Annotated in this window: 13 protein-coding genes; 5 read left to right on the top strand and 8 right to left on the bottom strand. The window is 48.3% G+C overall.

Features of this window, described 5'->3' with window-relative positions:
• Complete coding sequence (locus tag GCU44_RS03845) at positions 1-1,095, bottom strand: AI-2E family transporter (protein WP_154854000.1); 1,095 nt, start codon at positions 1,093-1,095, stop codon at positions 1-3.
• 276 nt (positions 1,096-1,371) lie between these two features.
• Between GCU44_RS03845 and rho the strand changes: the two genes are divergently transcribed.
• The 4 genes from rho (at position 1,372) to recQ (ending at position 9,410) form a co-directional block, all read left to right on the top strand.
• Entirely contained in the window at positions 1,372-3,135 is a 1,764-nt protein-coding gene (gene rho, locus GCU44_RS03840) for a transcription termination factor Rho (protein ID WP_154853997.1), read from the top strand.
• Between the two features lie 590 nt (positions 3,136-3,725).
• On the top strand, positions 3,726-5,429 hold the full coding sequence (locus GCU44_RS03835; RefSeq protein ID WP_154853994.1) for a hypothetical protein: 1,704 nt from the start codon (positions 3,726-3,728) through the stop codon (positions 5,427-5,429).
• Between the two features lie 282 nt (positions 5,430-5,711).
• Positions 5,712-7,178, top strand: a complete 1,467-nt coding sequence (locus GCU44_RS03830; protein ID WP_154853990.1) for a T9SS type A sorting domain-containing protein — start codon at positions 5,712-5,714, stop codon at positions 7,176-7,178.
• 96 nt (positions 7,179-7,274) lie between these two features.
• The gene (gene recQ / locus GCU44_RS03825; RefSeq protein ID WP_154853987.1) at positions 7,275-9,410 is read left to right on the top strand and encodes a DNA helicase RecQ; all 2,136 of its coding nucleotides are present in this window, start codon (positions 7,275-7,277) and stop codon (positions 9,408-9,410) included.
• Between the two features lie 449 nt (positions 9,411-9,859).
• Here the strand turns inward: recQ and GCU44_RS03820 are convergent, their stop codons facing one another.
• Both GCU44_RS03820 and GCU44_RS03815 read right to left on the bottom strand, forming a co-directional pair.
• The gene (locus GCU44_RS03820; protein ID WP_154853984.1) at positions 9,860-10,861 is read right to left on the bottom strand and encodes an acyl-ACP desaturase; all 1,002 of its coding nucleotides are present in this window, start codon (positions 10,859-10,861) and stop codon (positions 9,860-9,862) included.
• A gap of 188 nt (positions 10,862-11,049) precedes the next feature.
• Positions 11,050-11,946 carry an ATP-binding protein gene (locus GCU44_RS03815; protein WP_154853981.1) on the bottom strand — a complete coding sequence of 299 codons (897 nt, stop codon included), beginning with the start codon at positions 11,944-11,946 and terminating at the stop codon, positions 11,050-11,052.
• Positions 11,947-12,113: 167 nt separating this feature from the next.
• On the opposite strand from GCU44_RS03815, the gene GCU44_RS03810 reads away from it, so the two are divergent.
• The gene (locus tag GCU44_RS03810; protein WP_154853978.1) at positions 12,114-13,370 is read left to right on the top strand and encodes a dipeptidase; all 1,257 of its coding nucleotides are present in this window, start codon (positions 12,114-12,116) and stop codon (positions 13,368-13,370) included.
• A gap of 100 nt (positions 13,371-13,470) precedes the next feature.
• On the opposite strand, the gene GCU44_RS03805 is transcribed toward GCU44_RS03810, so the two are convergent.
• The 5 genes from GCU44_RS03805 to GCU44_RS03785 all read right to left on the bottom strand — a co-directional run bounded on the left by GCU44_RS03805 (position 13,471) and on the right by GCU44_RS03785 (position 22,409).
• Complete coding sequence (locus GCU44_RS03805) at positions 13,471-14,352, bottom strand: sugar phosphate isomerase/epimerase family protein (protein ID WP_154853975.1); 882 nt, start codon at positions 14,350-14,352, stop codon at positions 13,471-13,473.
• A 33-nt stretch (positions 14,353-14,385) separates the two neighbouring features.
• Positions 14,386-15,429, bottom strand: coding sequence for a DUF6807 domain-containing protein (locus GCU44_RS03800; RefSeq protein ID WP_154853972.1), 1,044 nt, complete (start codon positions 15,427-15,429; stop codon positions 14,386-14,388).
• 240 nt (positions 15,430-15,669) lie between these two features.
• Complete coding sequence (locus GCU44_RS03795) at positions 15,670-17,013, bottom strand: Gfo/Idh/MocA family protein (RefSeq protein WP_092173366.1); 1,344 nt, start codon at positions 17,011-17,013, stop codon at positions 15,670-15,672.
• 98 nt (positions 17,014-17,111) lie between these two features.
• Positions 17,112-19,133, bottom strand: coding sequence for a RagB/SusD family nutrient uptake outer membrane protein (locus GCU44_RS03790; RefSeq protein WP_154853969.1), 2,022 nt, complete (start codon positions 19,131-19,133; stop codon positions 17,112-17,114).
• Between the two features lie 45 nt (positions 19,134-19,178).
• Entirely contained in the window at positions 19,179-22,409 is a 3,231-nt protein-coding gene (locus GCU44_RS03785) for a SusC/RagA family TonB-linked outer membrane protein (RefSeq protein ID WP_154853966.1), read from the bottom strand.
• Positions 22,410-22,730 lie beyond the last annotated feature (321 nt).

The raw sequence follows: 22,730 nt of genomic DNA, 5'->3' as shown, positions 1-22,730 counted from the left end.
TTATTTCTTGGCCCATTTTTTTCGGAGCATTCGTACGAAGTTTTCGTTTTTTTCCAGTACGGGAAAATCGTCACCTAGCAGGTAACCGTAAGGTTGCAAGGAGGGTATGCGGTCAAACGCAATTTTTACGATTCCGACGAGTGGGATGAATAAGACCATTCCGGAAATACCCCAGATACCTCCGCCGATCAAAATTGCCAGCACGACTACCAAAACGTTTACTTTTACCTTAGACCCCACCACTAATGGCGTGATCAGGTTGTTTTCTAATAATTGGATACCCCACAGGACCAATAGCGTGACCATTGGAAGCAGGAAGGTGTCCGTCGTTAGGAATACATATAAAACAACGAGGATGGAACTTATGATCACACCAATATAGGGAATAAGGTTCATGACGGCAATAAACAAGGCAAAAAGAAAAAAGTACTTGATGCCAATTAGGTAGAAGTAGATGCCAGCCATGACAGCCACCAAGAAGGTTACTTTCAGCATGCCTACCAAATAGGCATGAATGACTTTTCCAGAATCCGTCACCCAGGCCAAAATGGCTTCGTTACTTTTTGATGATGCTTTTAGTAGAAAAGCGACAAAGAAATCCTTGTAATAGAGCAATAGGAAAATATACAGCGGAATAATTCCAATTAACGTTAGGGATTTTCCGGTATTGAAAACCGTCTCATTTAGGTTTTCCAGAGGTACCCAGTTGAGGGATTCCCAGCGTTCCAGTCCTTCTATGCCGGTAATCCCAAGGCGGTTTTCTATTTCAATCAGGTATGCGTTTATTTTTTCCTGAAGAATGCTACCGATTTCCGGTATGTCCGCGATAAGTAATATCATTTGGTTGAGCAATACATAAATGACGGTAGCCCCAAAAATGCTGATAATGACGAGGGTCAGTCCAATTGCCAGGGACCGGGGAAAGCGGTTGTTTTCCAGCCAGTTACTCATGGGGTGCAAGGCAAAGGCGAAAAATATCCCCCAAATCAGGGGTACCAATATAAACGACCCCACGTGCATCAACCAAAGTAGCAAGGCGACGGAGAGTAAGGAATAGGCGGTCAGTTGTACGGGATGATGGTTACGAGGCGTCATGGGGAGAAATTATTTCACAACCTAAAATTAATACGATGTCATACAGGAAACCAAAATTAGCCGACGGAATATATGTGAGGGGAATTCTTCCGAGTGAAATAACAATTAAGCAAAAATTTGCGTATTAGCACCGATTGATGTAATATTGTACCGTCAAGAAAAGCAGAAGATCGCCATCCTGGGGGTTTGAGTATTGTCTGTATACCTTTTTATACCAATCAAGATACATACCATTTCATCATTTACACAGTCTAGAATTACATTCACACGTTTTTTATGTATAACATAGAAGAATTAAGAATCAGGCTATTGTCTGAATTAAAAGAAATAGCAGAGGAGTTGGGGGTTAAGAATTTCAAGTCATTAAAGAAAGAGGATTTGGTGTATGCCATTTTGGACCAGCAGGCGATTACTCCGGAGAAATCACTTCCAAAGAAAAAGCCTTCCAAGGTAGAGACAGAAGTTGTTGTGGAAGAAAAGACCGCAGAGGAATCCAAATCCAACGCCGAGGAAAAGCCCAAATTCAGACGACAGAATGTAACCGAGATTCCCAAGGAGGATAAAAGCGCAAACGAAAGTGTCGCCAGAGAGGACAAGCCTAAAAAACCGAAGACGGAGGATTCCTTCAAGCCCAAAGCCGACGTTCCCGATAAAAAACCCGTAGACAAAGCGGAAAATAAAAAGCCGGAAGAGAACGTGAGCAAAAGTGCCGCAAAAGGAGACGACTCCAAAGGCCGCAGTTTTCGCCCCAGACGCAGGGCTGTAGTGGACGTAGAGGAATTGAAGTCGGGAAACGATCTAAATCCAACCCCTGCAACCGAGCAAGATTTTTCAAAGAAGAGAAGCCCCAAAGAAGTGGAGGAGCCACCACAACCGGACTCTACCTTTATCCCCAAAAGAAAGACTTCGGTTACCATCAAGGATTTTGACGGGATCATTGAAAATTCAGGTGTGTTGGAGATCATGTCTGACGGCTATGGATTTTTACGTTCACTTGATTACAATTACCTGGCCTCACCGGATGACATTTACGTTTCTCCCTCTCAAATCAAACTTTTTGGACTAAAAACGGGAGATAACATTCAGGGGCAAATACGCCCTCCCAAAGAAGGCGAAAAGTATTTTGCCTTACTTAAAGTAGGGACCGTTAACGGCAAAACCTCCGATGAAATCAGGGATCGAATCCCGTTTGAATACCTCACCCCTCTCTTTCCAGAGGAGCGCTTGCGACTGACCACCAAGCACGACAATTACTCAACCCGAATCGTGGATCTTTTCGCACCCATCGGAAAAGGACAGCGAGGAATGATCGTGGCCCAACCAAAAACGGGGAAAACGGTATTGTTGCAAAAAATTGCCAATGCCATCGCCGAAAACCACCCGGAAGTTCACCTGATGATTTTATTGATCGACGAACGTCCCGAAGAAGTCACGGACATGGCGCGTTCGGTAAAAGCAGAAGTAATCTCGTCTACCTTTGACGAACAGGCCGAAAGGCACGTAAAAGTAGCAGCACTTGTATTGGAAAAAGCAAAGCGCATGGTCGAATGCGGTCACGATGTGGTGATTTTGCTTGATTCCATCACACGACTTGCGCGTGCACACAATACCGTGGTACCTTCTTCAGGAAAGATCTTGTCTGGCGGTGTGGATGCCAACGCGCTTCACAAACCCAAGCGCTTTTTCGGCGCCGCCCGAAACGTAGAAAACGGGGGGTCGCTCACCATTATCGCCACCGCGTTGGTAGAAACTGGATCCAAAATGGACGAGGTTATCTTTGAGGAATTCAAGGGAACCGGTAACATGGAGCTGTCGCTCGATAGAAAATTGTCCAACCGACGCATTTACCCAGCCATCGATGTACCAGGCTCGGGCACACGAAGGGAAGACTTGTTGATGGACAAGGAAGAAATGCAACGGGTTTGGATTTTGAGAAAAATTATGTCCGATATGACCTCTCAAGAATCCATGGAGTTTCTGTTGCAGCGTATGAAAGGCACCAGAGACAATGCGGAATTTCTGATCAGTATGAACGGGTAATTCCTGCCCAATAAACCACTGGAGCAGCGGCTTTTCCTTTTGAGGGATTGCCGCTTTTTTTTTGGGACCGCAAGATCCCCGGTAAATTGCCATACGAATAGTAACCAGGATGAATCCCATTTTTTGTCTGCATTTGCTTTCCAAACCTTCGATTGCCTTTTTTCGGATAGGCTTCTTCCGGAAACGCCGCCTTACTCTCCGGGGATTGCTTGTAGGAGGAGGGGGAATTTTTTTGGTGGCACTAATCGCTTTCAAAGCTGCCCAGTCTCATCCTCACAAAGACTCGAAAAAGGGATCGGTTTTAGTAGGTTACGTTTTGTTAAGACGCAAATAACTGACAATCCGTAGCATCCAGTATCAATGGAACGCTGCATTCGTGTCACAGAGCTGCTTTATAGCCGTCCTGAACGCCGGAAATGCTGCTGAATGTCCGGGGAAAAAGGCAATTCAAAATACAAAAAAAAGTATTTGTAAAGTTTTTGACCGTCTATTTTTCCAGTTTTGACCGCGATTCCCACAGCTTGAACGAATAATTTCCGGTAGGCGGTAAATGGCTAGTAGTTTTAGGCTACAATCTAATACGGACAGCCATGAAAACCTTTTTCCTAACCATTCAGAATTTTGCACGTTTGTTTGCCGGTGTATTGATCTATGTTTCAGTTGCACAGGCTATTGGACAGGATTTCTCAAGTGTCGCGGACGGCAAATGGAAGCAAAACTCCACCTGGAGCAGCTCGACCTCATGCAATTCGAATCAGAACCTTAGTAATGGTTTTCCTCCGATTGCGAAAAACTGGGGCTGTGCAATAACCGTAGGGATCAATCACGAGGTGGAGTACGACGGAAATGCGCAGGGTTTTGGCAGTGGCACCTTCTCCGGAGTTTGGTTAGGTGCGAATGCTAAGTTGATTTTTAACGGAAACCTCACCATTAACGGTGGCGGATCCGTTCCGCAAATCGTTTTGGCAGAAGGAGCCGAATTGGTTGTAAACGGACAGTTTGTAATAGATCGAAAAGTGACGATTGTTGTTCCCAAAAATGCAAAAATGACGAAAAAAGAATTTGTCATTGGCAACAATCAGCCCACCATCACGGTAGAAGAGGGAGGAATACTGGAAGTGCTGGAGAGAACCGTTATGAGAAGTAATGCCAACTTAAACGTATACGGGCTCTTTGAGACCGTAGATTTGAATTATACCTCCGGCGGAACCGTAACCATCGGGTCACAAAACGGGACAGCCCGGGTAACGGGCGACCTGGATATTACAAACGGCAACTTAAACCTACATGGAAGCGGAAACATTCTCGTAACTGGAACGACCTCTACCGGACAGAGCGGATCAATCCGGCTGAAAGACGATGCAAACGGATTGTTTACCGGTAATGTCACCATGAGTCACGGTGGCTCGCTACAAGCAGAAAACAATGCCTCGTTTACCTTTGAGGAAAACCTGCATACCAGCGGAGGAGCGACCATTACAACCAGGAATACAGCGATGGGGTTGATCAAGAAGGACGTTACCATGACCAATGGTTCCTTCCATTTACACGATACCTCAGAAATATTTGTTGGAGGAAAGCTCACCGCTTCCAATGGCGGTTCCATAAATGGAAAGAATACCTCCGGGTTTTTCATTTGCGACTACCCCAATTCCACCCAGAAAGAAACGTATCATGTCACCATGAAGAACGACGCCTTTTACGGTCCGGGTTGCCTGGCTTTGCCAGTGGTTTGGAAGTCGTTTTCTGTAACTCCACTTGCAGTACAAGGAAATCAATTGGTTTGGAAGACCGCTAAAGAAACTGCATCCAGCCATTATGAAATCGAACGTTCTGTCGGGGGGATAGATAACTTTGAAAAATTGGGCGAAGTTGTGGCTGCTGGCTGGACCAGTGCGGAGACCCGATATACTTTTCAGGACACCCGGCTTGGAGGCATTGAGGGGATGGTGTATTACCGACTCAAGCAGGTTGACTTTACCGGAGAAAGTGCTTATAGCGAAGTGATTTCGACGAGCGTGGAAAGCAGCAAGCTGGAGGAAATCCGCTTGACCGCTTTCCCAAACCCCAGCGATGGCTCGAACTTGCAGCTTAAAGTAAGTGAGGGATTTGTATCCGGGCCGGTACATGTGCGTTTTTCTCACGGAGCATTTTCGGTATCCTTTGAGGGTGAGATCGGAATGTCCCTGGACCAATGGCTGCAAGAGGTCATTCAAGAGGCGAGCAAAGGCGTGTGTGTGCTGGAACTCGTGTGTGGCGGAGAGGTGCACCGTGTTAAAATCATGAAGATATGAGTTCTTGCCCGACAGTTTCCGCCCCAAGAAAATTCGGCAATAGGCAATGGTCTCCTCTTTTTTTATTTCGTAGTGGTTTTGTCATCCTTAGAAGAGCTGGTTTCGAGACTAACGCAGCGAATACGCCTAAAATATGACTTACAAAACTATAAAAATGTAATTCATATAAAATAAAATGCATAATATTTTTTCGTTGGTTTGTAAAAGTTGGGAATAGGAATTACATTGGTGTTTACGTAATACATAAAAACGTATACCAAACCTATTTTCTTTACTCTTTTCATGCCAAGGTATTATCTAACAGCCCTCGTTTGTATCACGCTTGCAATTGCCACGACCCGTTTACACGCACAAGTATACGAATACACTCCGGCAGTACCGGGCTGCTCCAATACCTGGCAGGACGGGGCTTGCTGGTCGGTAAGTCCGCTAAATGACCCGATAGGCTGTACCGCGAACGGTTCCTGGCCTCCATTCGTTTCTACCGGCTGCCTGGTGGAAGTAATTGTTAACCAGGATGTCCAACTAACCGGCGATGTACTATTAGGAGGGACCTTCACTTCCCTTACGGTAGGTAATGGTGCCGAACTCACCATTACCGGTAACCTTGCCATTGAAGGAAATAGGGACATACTCGTATCCATCGAGGAAAACGCGCGCGTTGCGGTATCCGGAGAGCTCATCATTTCCCAGGGAGGAAGTTCCGATCCTACCGAGCTCTATTTGGGAGGAGACGGTTCGGGTACAATGGACGTGGGATCGGTAGAGGTACAAAATAGGGCTATTTTGCATGTGCAAGCAGGTGGAGCCATTACCAGTGCAGGGCTAACGGAATATTCCGGAAACTCTTCCGTCATCAATGTTACCGGGTTTTTTCGAACGGTAGGTTTGCTGGTCACGGGAGGTAGACAGCATCAATTCAATACCTTTCGGGATTCGCAGGTAATCATCGACCAGGACATAGACATTCGCGGGGACACCGGGATTACCATTGGAGGAACAAGCGAAGTGTCCGTAGGTGGGGATGTACTCGTGGATGGAAGTGCCACCGTTATCGCCGACGAGCAATCGAAGATATTTGTGTGCGGGAGTTATCCCACGCCTTCTGTAGGAGGGCGGACGCAAGAGCTTGACCAAGGGAAGTTTTATCCCTGCAATATACTCCCCGTGGAATTGGTAGCGCAGCAAGTCCGATTTTATCCCGAGTCCAGGAGCGTGAGGGTATCCTGGACCACGGGTGTAGAGGAAAACCACCAGTACTTTATTGTGGAAAGAGCCATTGGTAGCGTCGCCAATTTTTTTCCCTTAGCGGAAGTAAACCACCCCCTCAGCACAGCGGAAGAGGGAGCCTATTCATTTTCGGATTCCGCCCTGCCGCTGTATGAAACTCGTCTCTATTACCGGTTGGTTCAAGTGGATCAAAGTAGCAGGCAACAAATTTTGGGGGATGTTCTGGGAATACCTATTCCTGGAATTTCCTCCGAGCCGCTGGTATGGAGAATGTACCCCAACCCGGTGGAAGGTGTCGGCGTGAGGCTCTCCCTGCTGGATCAAAATAGATACAACGGTGAGCCATTGCATGTGTCGGTCTATGGTTCGGTTGGACAGGTGGTTCGTCTTGAAAACAAAGACCTGGAGGGGTTGAACCAGGAATTGGCCACGACGATTCCAACACTACCTACGGGGGTGTATGTGATTCACCTGTATTGGGGAAACGAGCGTCAGCGCTTAAAGATTATCAAAAGATGAGCGCTGATCCCTGGCGAACGGAGGCCGTTAGTAGAATTTTTTTTAAATTGTAGTACCTTTAAATTTATTGGATTTTTACCCCTACCAAAGCCAGCCATGCAACCACTGGAAGTATTAAAGCAATTTTATGGATACGCGTCGTTTAGAGGCAAACAAGAAGCCATTATCCAACAGGTATTGGAAAAAAAGGATTGCATAGCCTTGATGCCAACGGGTGCGGGGAAATCGGTCTGTTACCAGGTTCCAGCCATGATTCTACCAGGGTTGACCCTGGTGGTGTCTCCGCTAATAGCCTTGATGAAAGATCAGGTGGATGCGATGAATGAACTGGGTATTCCCGCCGCATTTTTGAATTCCACCCAGGATATCAGCGAGCAACGCCATATTTCCGATGGGGTTTTTACGGGTAGGGTTAAACTGTTGTATGTGGCGCCGGAACGCCTTTTTGGTGGTGCGTATCCATTGGTAGACTTGCTTAAAAAGGTAGAACTATCGCTGGTGGCAGTGGATGAAGCCCATTGTGTGTCCCAATGGGGGCACGATTTTAGACCGGAGTACCTGAAGTTGGGTGACCTCCGGGGGATTTTCGCCGATACGCCATTTTTAGCCCTTACAGCCACCGCAGACCAACAAACCAGAAAAGACATTGCTTTAGGGCTCAAGCTAACGAACCCTCAATGGTTTATTTCTTCCTTCGACCGCCCGAATATTACCTACCGGGTAACGCTCCGCTCCGATGCATTTGGGAAGCTGCTGGATTTTTTATCCGCACGCCCAACCGATTCCGGGATCGTGTACTGCCTGTCTCGAAAGTCGGTAGAGGAAACGGCCTGGAAGCTCAATGCCAACGGCCATGCTGCGCTTCCCTACCATGCCGGCCTGGCCAGGGAAGTCAGGCAAGCCAATCAGGAAAAGTTCATTCGGGACGAGGTTCGGATTATCGTGGCCACAGTGGCTTTTGGAATGGGCATAGACAAGTCGAATGTCCGTTTTGTGGTGCATACCAACATGCCGCAAAATATCGAAAGCTACTACCAGGAAACCGGGCGCGCCGGCCGGGATGGATTGCCTGGCGAGGCACTCTTGTTTTACAGTTTTGGGGATAGCATCACCCTGTCGCGTATGCTGGAAAATGCCGAGGATCCCACGTATGTGCGGCACATGAAATCCAAGTTGAATGAGATGGTGCAGTATTGCCAAAGCAGGGAATGCAGGAGAACGTTTCTCCTTCGGTATTTTGGGGAAGATTACCCCGGAGAATGCGGAAATTGCGACACCTGCCTACAGAAAAATGAGAAAGAAGACATGACCATTTATTCCCAAATGCTCCTTTCTGCCGTTGTTCGGTTGGACCAAAAGTTTGGTTTGGGGCATGTCATCTTGGTTTTGAGAGGCTCTCAGGCAGCTAAAATCGCATCCTGGCAGAAAACGTTATCGGTTTTTGGTATTGGCAAGGACCGGTCTGAGGAATTTTGGAAAACCCTGGGACAACAACTGATCGCGGAAGGGTATTTGAGTCAGGAAGATCCCCTTCGCCCGATTGTTAAACTCACCCAACTGGCCTGGGAAAAATTGAAGCAAAAAGAAAAGATTTTTCTCAACATGGAAAAAGATGAGTTGCTGCAAGGAGTTAGGGAAAACGAAAAGGACGAGCGGCTGCTTGCCAAACTAAAAACCGTACGCTTTGAGCTTGCACGAAAACAGGACGTCCCTCCCTACATCATTTTTTCGGATGCAACACTTGTGGAAATGGCCCGATACTACCCCACAAGTAAGCAGGCACTTCTTCAGATTCACGGAGTAGGAAACCAGAAATTGGAAAAATACGGGGATAGCTTTTTGAATGAAATACGGGGCTACCTGAATGATAACCCTACGGTATCCGGGGCAGGGGGGAGTCCGAAACCCAAACGAACAGTAAAACAAACCATTACTTCTTCCATAAACGAGACGCTAGCCTTGCTTAATCAAGGAAATTCGCTGGAGGAAATTGTGGAAAAAAGGGGGCTGGCCCGCAGCACCATTGAGGGGCACGTGTTGAAGCTTCTCGCTTCCGGAGACAGTAGTCCCGAGAAATGGCTTGCAGATGCGCAACTTCAGGAAATCGCGTCTGCCGCCGCCCAACTTCAAACCAATCTTTTGAATCCCTTAAAAGCGCATTTTGGAGAAAAATACAGTTATTTTGAGTTACGAGTGGGGCTACTGGCGAGCAAGGCCCGCGAGGAGCACTAGTCCTTCCCCTGCATGCGGACGCGGCTATATGGAAACCCATTTTTGGTGTTTTTGCGAATTTTTTAAAGTAAAAAAACAGTTGGACCGTTCAGACCGGACCTGTCATCGCCGTTCGCTGGTACCCAAGCCTCGCAACGCGGGAAATCAAAGTATTGTTTTTAAATCTTAACGCTCACTAATTCTCATTGCCCCCCTTTTAGTCGCGCGCGGGTCGCCTATCCAAGCCTGGAAATACCGATACTCTTTGAGTTAGGGGGTATGAAAATGTATTTTATAATGAATTGCTAATCAATGTGCGCGGACAAAAATGCAAAAAAAATACCCCGATCGGGGTATTTTTTGTTGAAGCCTGTTTGCCTACCTTTGATACGGGTGATTAAGCAGCTTTTTAAACTTACATTTTGCAACGTTCTAAAGGGCAATTTTACAGCTATTTTTTGGCCCTTTTTTTACTTTATCCAAGCCAGACTGATTTCATCAGGAGTTTTCATTCGATCCGCCAGTCGCATGTACCGTGCGGATAGGCCGGCGAGGTATTCTTGCGCCTTGGCTGCCACGTCAGTCAACCCTGTCACCGTTTCCACTTTCCAGAGTTTGACCAAATGATCGATGATACGCGCATAATCCCATCCGGTGTAGATCCCTACTTTTTGGGTAATGGCAGAAAACTGATCAAAGATGGACGGGTTATTCCCTCCCTCGCCCATCAGCACTGCCGGCATGACGATTTGCTTGCGCATCATTTTTTCAAAGGCAAGCATGGCGCCGCTTGGATCGATTTCGAAGATTTCCGTCATAAAGCTTTTGTAGGCTTTTTCGTGCCTTGCCTCATCTCCGGCGATTTGCTTGCATATTTTGCCAAGTACCAAATCCCCTGCCTTGTCGGCCAATTTACCGGTGTTGACGTGGGATATTTTTGTGGCTCGCTCCTGAAAGGAGGTGTAAATAATCGCCTGGTAGGGATCTTTTTCGGAGCGTGGGTCAAATCCGTTGTAGATTAGCCGGTGAATGGTTTGTTCCACCTTCCGCATATCGGCCCGGCCGGAAAGGTACAAGTATTTATTTAAAAGATCTCCATGGCGGTTTTCTTCTGCTGTCCAGGCCTTGGTCCATTGCACCCAACCTCTTTCGCTTGTCAGCGAGCCTTCCTCGTTGATGCCGGCCAGCATATTGAAGTAGGTTTGGTAGCTTGGTAATGCCTCTTCCGTAATCATGTTTCCAACAAGGGATGTGATGATCGTATCCGGAATCTCTGCGGCGCGTTTCCGTAATAACTTCACCTGATCGAGGGCATCGGGCTGGGTCATATCCGGAAGGAAATCAGTGGGTTGCCAGCAATCGTCCGGATCCATGAGTGTGGTTTTTACCGTTTCGGTGACAAAGTCATCCAATTGACTGATGACTTCGGCATTCTTTTCTAATTCGTAATTAATATTTTCTGACTTATTCATAAACTATGCGTTCGCTTTTGGAGGTCAATTTGTTTTTATACGCCAAAACATTGCTACCTTTTCACAAATTAACAACAATGCTGTCAAAAATTAAAGGCTAGATTTTTTTCAGCAACTTTGTATTCTCTACCTATGTAACGAAAGCAATGGAATATTCATTCAATTTGTATTCCCATTCCCTGTGTCGTTCAATAGGTTAATTGATAGGCCACCACTTTGTTTTTGAAAAAAGTGGGGACCAGAACAATATTTTCATCGGGGATAAATCCAATATCGGCAGTATTTGACTCCTCCTCGGTTGTATCCAGAATTTTCGTTGCCTTTCCTTCTTGAACCAGGTAGATCTCTCCTGCCCAACGGCTGGCAATAAACGTCTGTTCGTCAAGGACAATTAGTCCATCACCACCGGTCACTTCCGCATTGATGAGTTCAAAACTACCGTCACTGTTGTATTGTTTCAAACCTTCGGCATCCAGTCCATACAGAATGCCTCCATTACCGATTCGCAGTCCATTTATACTCTTTTGTTCGGTGGCAAAGGTGTGGATGCCTCCATCCTCCAGATAGTGGATGGTATTGGTGCGCATGTCGGAAAAGAAGACCTTTTTTCCGTCGCTTGTCGCATCATTTAGAAAGACTGCTCCGTCCACCTCGTACGTTTCGGTAATCTCTCCGGTAGCCAGGTCAATCTCCACCAGATGGTCGATATCGGTGACGTACAAGTGATCCTTCATTACGGTCATGCCTTTGGGGGCGTGTAGGCCGGTAACCCAATCCCGTTCCAGAATTTCTCCGGATGTACTCACTTTAGAGATGGATCCAACACCGTCTTTTTCATCGGGACCGCCTTCAATATTGGCCACGTACAGGATGTCCCCGCTTTCTTCAAAATGAACCGACTCGTTGGTGGTAAGTTCGGCAGGGGTTTCCCAAAGCAGTTCCAGACCCGGTTCCACGGGTTCCTCCGCGGCGACGGTACCCTCGCTTTCCTGATTTGTGGTGGCCGGTCCGCAGGCCATGGCCAGACCAACGACTGCACCGATGGAAAATACAAGCGGTGTGTAGGATTTTGCTGAAAACTTCATTGGCTTATTTGTTTGGTTCAAACTCTAATTTCGTCAATTTTTCGGTGAATCCGCACGATTCCCCAAAAAATGAATTTTTCCCGGGAAGTGGGTAAAAGCTGAAAGATCTGTATATTTGGATTCTACCTTGCACGAGAAACAACCACTATCAACAAAAATTACAAAAAATGAAAAAATGTACCTATGTTTTAGCACTGCTTTCAGTCATTCTCGGGTTTTCCTGCGCCACCGAGAAAAGTGAAACCATCGATTATGCGGCGCTTTCCGAGGAGGATCGCATGCGGATCGCTACGGATTTGGCGCAGCAAACAATCATGGTGGATGGCCATGTGGATCTGCCTTATCGAATGAAAGTCGGCGGCTTTACCCTTCAGCGGGAGATTCTAGATGTTTCGACGCGCACGGAGGGGGGGAATTTTGATTTTCCCCGATCCAAAGAGGGGGGGCTCGATGCTCCATTTATGTCAATTTATATCCCTGCGCGCTACCAGGAAATGGGCGGCGCCAAGGCATTGGCTGATTCACTGATTTTGATGACGGAACGCCTGACAACGACCTGGCCTGATAAATTCGGAATGGCTTATAGTCCGGCGGATATTCGTGCCAATTTTGAGGCAGGTCGAATTTCCCTACCCATGGGTATGGAAAATGGAGCCCCCATTGAGGATAAGCTGGAAAACCTGGCCTATTTCCACGAACGTGGCATCCGGTACATTACGCTGACACACAGCAAAGACAACCTGATCGGTGACTCTTCCTACGACACCACCTACATGCACGGGGGGCTTAGCGAATTCGGCGTGGAGGTCGTCAAAGAAATGAACCGACTGGGCATTATGGTCGATATCTCTCACGTATCAGACGATACGTTTTACGATGTACTCGAAGTGACCCAGGTACCCGTGATCGCTTCCCATTCTTCTGCCAGGCATTTTACGCCGGGATTTGAGCGGAACATGGGGGATGATATGATTCAGAAACTAGCTGAAAACGGAGGAGTCATCATGATCAATTTTGGGGGTAGTTTTGTGGACCAGGATTTCAGAGAGGGAAATGATGCCGTTCGCGAACATCTGGTGAACTGGCTGGCAGAAAATGAACTTAGCCGCACCGACCCCGAGGCTCAACAGTACATTTCCGAGTACGTGGCCGCCAATAATCCCTTTCCTTCGGTACAGAAGGTAGCCGATCACTTTGACCATATTGTTAGTCTGGTAGGCATTGACCATTTGGGCTTTGGATCCGATTTCGATGGGGTAGGGGATACCTTACCTACGGGGCTGAAGGACGTGTCCATGTACCCAAATTTGATCGCAGAACTGCTGAAACGTGGTTACAGCAAGGAGGATATCGAGAAAGTTTGTTACAAAAACTTGTTTCGGGTATGGAAAGCCGTGGAACAATTTGCGGCGGATAACGCCTGAGGAAACAAAAAGGCCACCTCAACATCGTTGGGTGGCCTTTTTTTCTAACTCTTGGTCTGCCTTCCTGCGTCGGTGCAGAAATGGGTATTCCCTGGCAAAATTATGCGTTCGTCATCTTGTTGAAGATTTCCAATTGCTCTTTCATGGCGGCAATGCGGTCCGCAGGGGTGGTACGCGCCTCCAGTAGAATCCAGCCCTCGTAATTGATTTCCCCAAACAGGTTCATGAGCTGTTGGTAGGGATAATTCCCGACATTTAGTTCGCGAATGTGAACGGTGTCGCCAAACCACTTTTTCACCGAATGGAAATTTGCTTCCAGGCCGGGAGGCAATAAGTCTTCGTTGTTGCAATTCCAGCATACCTTGACGCTATCCTGATCTACCTGATCAAAAATGGCCTTCATATTGGGCAGCTGTTGGGTGAGTTTTCCATGTACTTCCACCCGGACCAACTGCCCCAGGTCTTTGGCAAAGGCGCCCACCTCATTGAACGAAGCGGCGATCTGAGCGATGGTCTTTTCTTTAGAGACCGATTCGGGTAACCCATTTGGCTTCACTTTGATGCCCGTAGCGCCTATGTCTTTGCAGAGTTTTAGGTATTCCTTGGTGCCTTCGATGTTTTGGCGAACTTCCGCCTGATCCGTGTAATGGTAGGCAAAGTTGGATCCGTAGCCCAGGCAGGTAACCGGGCTATCGGCAAAGCGTTTTTTTACCTCTCGTCGTTGGCGCGAAGAGAGGGAGGTTTCCACACCGTGCGCATGTTCCGTGCGCAATTCTACTCCCAGCAAGCCCGTTTTTTCACAATTGGCGATGAGGGTGGGAAGGTCCCAGTCTTTGCCCCATTGATAGGTGACCAGGCCCAGTTTCATACCGGATTCTTTGGCAAAGACGGGCAATGCATGTTGGCCCAGTACGGATAAGCCAAGTCCGGCGGCCATACTTTTTTGAAGAAAATATCGCCGGGATAAATGGTGGTCTGTCATGTTTCGAAGGTTGTTTGGTGAAAAACGGTATGATTATTTTTTAGCATAAGCATCAGCCAATGCATTGATTTGCTCGTCTGAAAGGTCTTCGGAAGCCACCACCAGCCGGTATTTAAACGTTGCCGTTTCCCCATTATTCAGGCTGAAATTCAGTTCATTTTTTCCTTCAGAAAAAACCTTTTGTCCCAGTGTATTGGCAGCAAACAACCCGTAGTCGCGGGCATGCCAGTAGGTAGGATACCCCACGTTGGAGGGATGATCGATGATAACGAGGGAAACTTCCTCTCCGTTTATTTCACTAGAGAGCTTCATCCAACGACCCCGGGTGCTCCATACGGCCCCGCCTTCGATGCCCTCCGAACTTCTGTAGTTTCCTTTGACCAGGGTATTGTCCATTTTTTCTACCCGGGTTTTGACTCCATGGGAATCCATCAACTCGGTAGGCTTATCGGTGGGAAGTTCCAGTTCCCGGCTTACACGAATGGCAAACATGCCTTCCTTGTTGTCTGTAAATTTCACTTCATCCACAGCGGCAGTAAGCGAAGTGGTGCGATCAATTATTCGCATCCCTTCGATGGCTTGGAATGCAAATTCGGTTTCTTCCTCCAGTAAGGTGGTGTTGTCCGGAGATTTCCAAAGGGATTTCGTTTCCAATACGGCCTTTCCTTTACCTCCCTTGGCTTTCTCTACCGATTGGTGATAGATGGTTCCATAGCCTCCTTTTCTTTCCGGAGAGATGGCCTCTGAATTGTTCCAAAAATCAAGACCATTCACATCCCCGTAATTGAGCCAAACACCCACATGGTGGGGATGATCGGTTCGGTCTCCTTCTTTGTTGATTAACGGATAGCTTCTCGTCAACATGTTTCCTTCCGGTGACATCACGGGCCACAACACGGGCTTCATGATATTGTCCGGGTACATATAGGTGGTGAATAACTCACCTCCCACGACGATATCAACTTTCTTTTCTGATTCGTTTACCTGTACGGTTACGGCTTCTTTTTTGTTACTCTGACCAAAAAGCATCGTGCTGCTACTTATAATTGCGATCAATACTAGCGCCTGGGATTTCATGTGCATATCATTGTTTTTACGTGGCCACATGGCGTCTCGCATGTCTCGCCCCGGTCGTTATTGGGGCTACCATGGCGTCCCTGGGGATGTCGCCTGGTGCATACGGGATTTCATGTATTATGCCTTTAAATTTAGTTTTACCGAGTAAGGTACGAAGAAAAAACCCGGGAGTGCCAAACGGCCTGCCCGGTTTTTTTTCTGGTTTTTCGGTTTCGATGGGTGAAATTACCTGGGAGAAGCTTAGACAATCGCTGGTACTTCGAAACCCTTGCGATAGTTTCGTTTCAACATCTCGTCTGCCTCGGGATCATTCACAAAGGTCTCAGATTTTGGGTTAAACGTGAGTACCCGCTCTAGCTTGTAAGCGATGTTGCCCAGGTGGGCCAATCCGGAGGACAGATGCGCCGTTTCTACCGGACCATTCAGGATGGAAGCGTCGTGCTTGCGGACAGCCTCAATGAAGTTGGCAAAGTGTCCATCGGTACCTCCGGCTCCCCGGTCCATCCCGGAGGCAGACGGTCCTCCATCGGCTCCTGATTTACCAGGCGTGCGGTCTTTGCCCAGGAATGACTGGTACTTGTCGTAACCATCGACCACGATGTAGCCTTTGTCTCCATAGAAGATGTTACCGACCGTGGCACCACCTTCTTCGTTGGTGCACCAGGGACGTACTTCAAATTGGATGATCTTGTTTTCCTCCGGATAATTGTACACCGAAGTGAGTACCTCGGGAACTTCTTTTGCATCGTCCCACAGGAATTTCCCTCCCATCGAGGTGATTTTCGTGGGAAGCCCCACGTCCAATCCCCACATACAAAGGTCGGTTTCGTGAATTCCCTGGTTTCCTACATCCCCGTTTCCATAATCCCAATGCCAGTGCCAGTTGTAGTGCACCAGGTTGCGGGTAAAGGGACGCTTGGGAGCGGGGCCGGTCCAAAGGTCGTAGTCGATTCCCTCGGGAACGGGGGAGAATCCTTTGTCTCCAATGCTAGGTCTCCAGCGGAAGACGATGCCGCGGGCCATATAGACATTGCCAATGTACCCGTCCCGAATCAATTGGATGGCTTCGCGAACGGCCGGAGAGCTTCTCAGCTGCACGCCGTGCTGCACGATTCGATCGTACTTGTGGGCTGCTTCCACCATCTTCCTTCCCTCCCAGATATTGTGAGAGCCGGGTTTTTCTACGTAGACGTCTTTGCCAGCCTGACAGGCCCAGATTGTCGTCAGCGCATGCCAATGATTGGGCGATGCGATGCTGATCACATCGATGTCCGGATCGTCTATTACCCGGCGAAGATCCTGTTCCAGGGCTACGTCTTTTTTGTACGTATCTTTAAATTGCTTTTGTCGCTCTTTTAATAGGTTCATGTCCGGGTCGCAGAGGGTAGTAACCTGGACGTTTTCCTGATTCATCAGGCTTTGGATGTGGTTCTTTCCCCTTCCATTTACCCCTAGTACCGCCGCATTGATGCGGTCGTTGGCTCCAAACACGTTGGAGGAAAGTATGGTAGGAGCAACAATAGCTGCTGAACTTGCAATTGCTGATTTTTTTAGAAAAGTCCTTCTGGACGAATCGTTTGTCATAATATATGGTGTTTGAGTTTATAACCTTTTTACTTCCCTAAATTAAAAAATTCACCCGACTGCTACTGCTTCCGGGTGAATTTTTTATATAATCGGCATTACTCTCCGATGGCCCGCATGGGGTCTTCGTTGGGAGCGCCGGCTGGCTGAACCACGTGAGTCAATGGTTCGATGTTATTTTCGGCTCCGTTGTATCCGGTTGTTTGATTCAGGGTGGCTTCCACGTTTCCTACAAGGTAGGGCTGATAGACTGGCCAGAACACGTGGTGCGGATCCATGGTGTATCTGGTGGTATTGTAAGTCGCCCAAGGCACCTCTTCCCGGAAGAAATTGTTTTTCTCCATCATACGATCGTAGTAGAAGCTATTGGCAGAGATGGCCTCTTCGATGTTGTTTCCACTGATGGAGTACGTCTTGCCATTGTAGGCCATCTTTCCGGTTTTTGCCAGGATGATGGAGATTCGTACCAGTTCGTCGTGACGGTATTCCTCGCCAAACAGTTCCCGGTTACGCTCGTCCAAAACGGCTCCGATACCTTCGGTTTGCATATCGGCAATGGTGTACATGTGGATGGCATTGGCACGCTGGCGAATCGTATTGATGTCTTCCGCCGCTCCGGCCAGGTTGTCCTGCCAGAAACGTGCTTCGGCACGTACCAAATAGGCCTCTGCAATCCGCATGATGTACATGTCCATCTTACCCCCGTCCTGTCGGTCGGGCCGAGACTCCTGATTAACCGAGTAGAACTTGTACCGAGGATAACCGAACCAGCAGCGAATGGTGTCTTGGCAGGTCAGGTTGCCGTTTTCGTCGTACAAGCGCAGTGGCTGCATGTAATAGGGACTTCCATCGTCCAGAAGTGAAGGGTTGTCGTACAATACGTCCTCCATTTCAAACCAGTTCAGGTCCTTGTGTCGGTAGTCTTGTTCGTCAACCTCTCCTTTGAAGTTCCAGATTTCATACTGGGAATAGTTGGTCGGACGGGCAAATCCCTGACCACGACCCCATTTTTTCATCATGCGTCCCCGTGCATCGGAGGTGGACTGCTGTACATCTGTCCCGATCCGTGTGGTGCCAGGCTCCCAAACGCCCAGGTTGGTACTAACGAAGTTGGGACCCCAGGCGCGAATCCGGGCGGATCTTCCTTGTGTTCCCAAGATGAACGGTTCGTTTACTACCAGCCAGATTCCTTCCGGATTGGAAGTTTTCTGTGCTCCCTGGTCCATGTGGAGGTAGTTAACGGCGTCCACCGGTGCAAATCCGGACCTGCCTGGAAGCGGGTTACCGGTATTCGGATTATTGGTATTCGCTACTTCTACCTCGGTGACACCGGAGGGGATCATATCATCGGTGAACAACTGGGATTCTCCCCCGTTGATCACGTCGTCCATTAGGCGCTCGGCATCGGCAAAGCGCTCGTTTAGCATGTAGTACTTAGCCAGCAAGATACGAACGGCATCCTTGGGAGCCTGTCCAATCGGTAGTTGGCTTTTTGGTTTGACATGCTGAACCGCATATTCCAGGTCGGTGATCATCTGATCCCAGATTCCTTGCATGTGGAATACCTTAAAATCCCTTCGGGCTTCGGATACCACGCTCAATGGAAAGGCCACGTTACCAAAATCCATGGTCAGTTGCATGTAAAAGAAGGCACGTAGAAAATAGGCCGATCCCAGCAAGTGGTTTCTCTCCGCATCGTTTGCTCCATCCGGCCATTCCGGCACGTCGATGTAATCGATTACCGTATTCGCCTTTTTGATGTGGTTGTAGTTATCTGCGTAAAAGGAGCGCGCACGACCCGCATCGTTGTTCCGCGAATTCGTAGGGGTGGCATAGGTACGCAGGTCTACGAACGCATCGGGCTTATCCGTTGCCGATACGACCGAGGCATCGCTCATGTTGCTATTGAACATCAGTTCACGGGTATCCCCGTTCCATTGCGTCATCACCCCATGCAGAGCAGCATCGAGTGCGGTTTGCAATCCGGCCGCATCCACGAAGGTGTTTTCTGGACTAAGGAAGGACAAGGGTTGTTCTTCCAAAAAATCCTCCTGACAGGATACCGAGCCAAGGAGAAGTAGTGAAAGGCCTATTCCTTTGAATATTTTTAAATTCTTCATTGTTAAATCGTTTCTGGTTTATAGTTAATTTCCTCCACGCTGCGCTTAGAACGTGAAATCTAAACTAAAGGAGTACGTTCGAGGCATTTCCCGAGCCGATTCGGGATCACCCAGGCTTCGGTGCCAGGGGGTGAAGACGGCCGCATTCTCAATGTTTAGCGCCAGTCGTAGCCGCGTTCCATTGATTTTTTCCAGCAAACTGGGTGGAACACTGTATCCTACCGATACGTTTTGCAAACGTACATAGTCTCGGTTTAACCATACGTTTCCGCCTCCCAGGTTGATGGAGTTGATTCGGGCGAAATTGTTTTCACCGTTAAGCGGCGTCCAGTAAGGAATGGTATACCAGTTTTTGTTTTTGATGTACTGCTGGGAATTGTTAAACGGCTCTTGTGTTCCGCCTTTCCAGCCGAATTTACCGAGAAATACCAGCCCCAGGTCGAAATTTTTCCATTCGAAATCGTTTCGGAAAGTGATGTACCAGGGATTGTCGGTTAGTCCAAGAAAAACTCGGTCGTCAATATCGATGTCTCCATCGTTATCCTGATCGACGAATCGGAAGTCACCGGGGAACAATCCGTACTCCGCGGCTTCATCGGCTTCGTCCATTTGGTAGACGCCGTCCAGATCCCAATCCCAGATAATGTCTTTGTTTTCCCCAATAAACCAGCCGTTTTGCAAGTCGTCGGGCTCTCGCATGACGGTATTACCCTGCGCATCGGTCATGGGAATCGGAGCATTACCTAGGGTGGTAATCTTGTTAATCGCATAGGTGACGTTGAAGTTACTGGTCCAGGTGAAATTGCTTCGTGTCACGTTGATGGAACGGATTCCCAGATCAAATCCCCGATTTTGCAGGTTTCCTACATTGGTTTTCACGGAACCAAAACCGGTCAGTTCGGGTAACTTTTGATCCAGTAACAAATCCCTGGTCTCGGATTGGTAAATATCCAAGGAACCGCTGACCCGGTCGTTAAAGAACCCGTAGTCGATGCCTATGTTAAAGGAAGCATTTCGTTCCCAAGACAAAAAGGGATTCGCGATACGCGTAATCTCGGTACGAGGGGCAGCGAAATAGCCTCCATCGTAATTCAGGTAGAGGTTACTATTCAATCGCGCATAGGCATTGTAGTCTTCCAATCCACTACTGTTCCCGTTCACACCGTAGCTCGCTCGCACTTTGAGATAGCTAAGAATGCCCGTGTTTTGCATAAAGTCCTCGTTGGAGATTGTCCAGGCAGCGGATAGGGATGGGAAATTACCCAGCAGGTTGTTTACCCCAAATCGGGAAAAGCCATCCCGTCTGATGGAAGCGGAGAAATTATACCTATCTCCGTATGCATACGTCACACGACCCATTAGGCCGGTTCGGGAGTTTACCTCGTCGTAGGAGGACATGGTGGGGTTCAGGCCCAATTGCATCGCATGGAAGCCAAGGCTCGCGGTGGGCGAGAAGTTGTTGGTCATGGCACGCGTTTCCCAGCTTTGGTTTCTTTCGGTGTTGTACAAGCCGGTGAAGCCCAGGCGGTGTTCGCCAAATTCCTTGTTCCAGTTCAGGATGGTATTGGACTGCCAGCGGAAGGACTCGTTGTACCTTCTTTCGGCCTCATCTACCGCCCGTTGGGGATTGCCACGCTCGTCCAGATCGAAGCGCTTACGTATGGAAAAACGGGGCGTGTAATCCTGGCGTAGGCTAAAACCGAAGGGAAGCTCAAGCTGTGCATAGAGCGTGGGGTTGATCATAATTTGATTATGAAGGCGCGTATTCCAGGAGGGACCCTGATAAGGGTTGGAGATATTCGATCCCGCTGCCTGGTCATTCAGGTTTTCCCGCGTTCTGGGGGCTCCGTTTGCCCAGGGCTGATCGTACACGGAATACACCCGGTATCCTCCGTTACCGATGAATTCCTGTCCTTCGTCTATAAAGGTGAACTGCGTGTTGGTACCCACGCTCAAACGCTCGCCCAGGTTGACATCCAGATTCAGGCGAGAAGTGATTGCCTGAAAGGATTCGCCCAATCGTACGGATTCCCGGTCGCTGTAGCCCAGTGAGAAATAGTAGGCAACCCTGTCGGTTCTACCCGAAACACCCAGGTCGTAATCCTGTCGCACACCGGTGTGGAACAAGAAATCCTGCCAGTCGTAGGTAACTCCGTTTCGGTAATTTTCTACTTCGTTGTCCCAAAAACCAAAGTTATTGATTCGGGTCATGCGGATGACTTCCGGATCGGTCTCTCCAGGGATCCCATTTGCCGCCAACCAGTCGTCCTGGTACTGCGGATCAATGTCGTTAAAATCCCGGAAACGTGTCCAGGGTTCGGTAATGGTATTGGTAATGGTTTCGTTCATGTCCGTCAACCAGTCCAATACTGCCTCGCCCTGATAGGTTTGCTGTCTTCTGGCTCCGGTGACCAATCCAACGCGGGAGCTAAACGTTATTTGTGGCTTGCCGTATTGACCTTTTTTGGTGGTGAAAATCACCACACCATTTGTGGCCTGTGATCCGTATACGGCTGCCGCACTGGCATCCTTCAATACGTCCACGCTTTCAATGGTATTTGGATTGATTTCTGCCAGGTCTCCCTGGAAAATGACCCCGTCCAATACGATCAAAGGTCGGTTGGCAGCTCGTTCGTCATTGGAATTAGCCTTCATCGAATTGTCACCCCGAACTTCAAAATCCGGTACGTTTCGGGCGTTGGTGGCATACCCCACACTCAGACCGGGGACGGTGGTTCGCAAAATCTCCGACACACTGGTGGGCTTGTACTTCATCACCTCTTCCGCCTGCACGTTTACCACGGCACCGGTCAGGTCTTTCTTTTGTTGCGTACCGTAACCAATTACGACCACTTCGTCTAGTGCCTGAGCGCTTTCGGAAAGGGTGACGTCGATGGTGGATTGATTGTTTACTTCGATGGTTTGGCTTTCAAACCCAATAAAGGAAAACACAAGAGAGGACCCCTCGGGTACGGTAATGCTATACTGTCCGTCGATATCGGTAGCGGTACCGATGGAGGTACCCGGAACGGATACGGTGGCCCCTGGGATGGGTTCCCCGTTTGAATCGGTGACGGTCACATCAAAGGGAGCGTTCGATCGGAAAGCATCCAGATTTTCATTGGATGCCAATAGCGGCATCTTTTCGGTGTTCGTTAGATTCCCGTCAGGCCCATTTGGAGCGGCGATCAGCCCCCCTGTAAACAGGGCAAACAGGATTGCCGCAAGGGATGATTTGGATACCAGCCCATGGCAATTTGGTAGATTTTTTTTCATAATAAATTTTGAGTTTAATTAATTGGATCTGTAATTATCAAAGTTAATTACGGACTTATTAGGTGTTTCATAGGCAGCCGACCTTTTCTTTTACGTAGTAACCATCGATACAGGTGGTATTGAATGCAAACGAACAGTGGTCGAGAGGAAATTATAGCCAATCTAACCAAGCCGTTCACTCGCCTTATGGAATCGATTGCACAACGGAGATAAACAACCAACACCAATTTACCACTCAAACACATTTTTTTCCGTTGTTATGTCTTAAGCGCCTAATTATAGAGAAAAAAGATTGACGGTGAAAATTATTTCAAGAAAAGT

It is taken from the genome of Cyclobacterium xiamenense (assembly GCF_009467825.1).
Taxonomy (GTDB): domain Bacteria; phylum Bacteroidota; class Bacteroidia; order Cytophagales; family Cyclobacteriaceae; genus Cyclobacterium; species Cyclobacterium xiamenense.
This window is presented reverse-complemented; position numbering and strand designations above follow the sequence as displayed.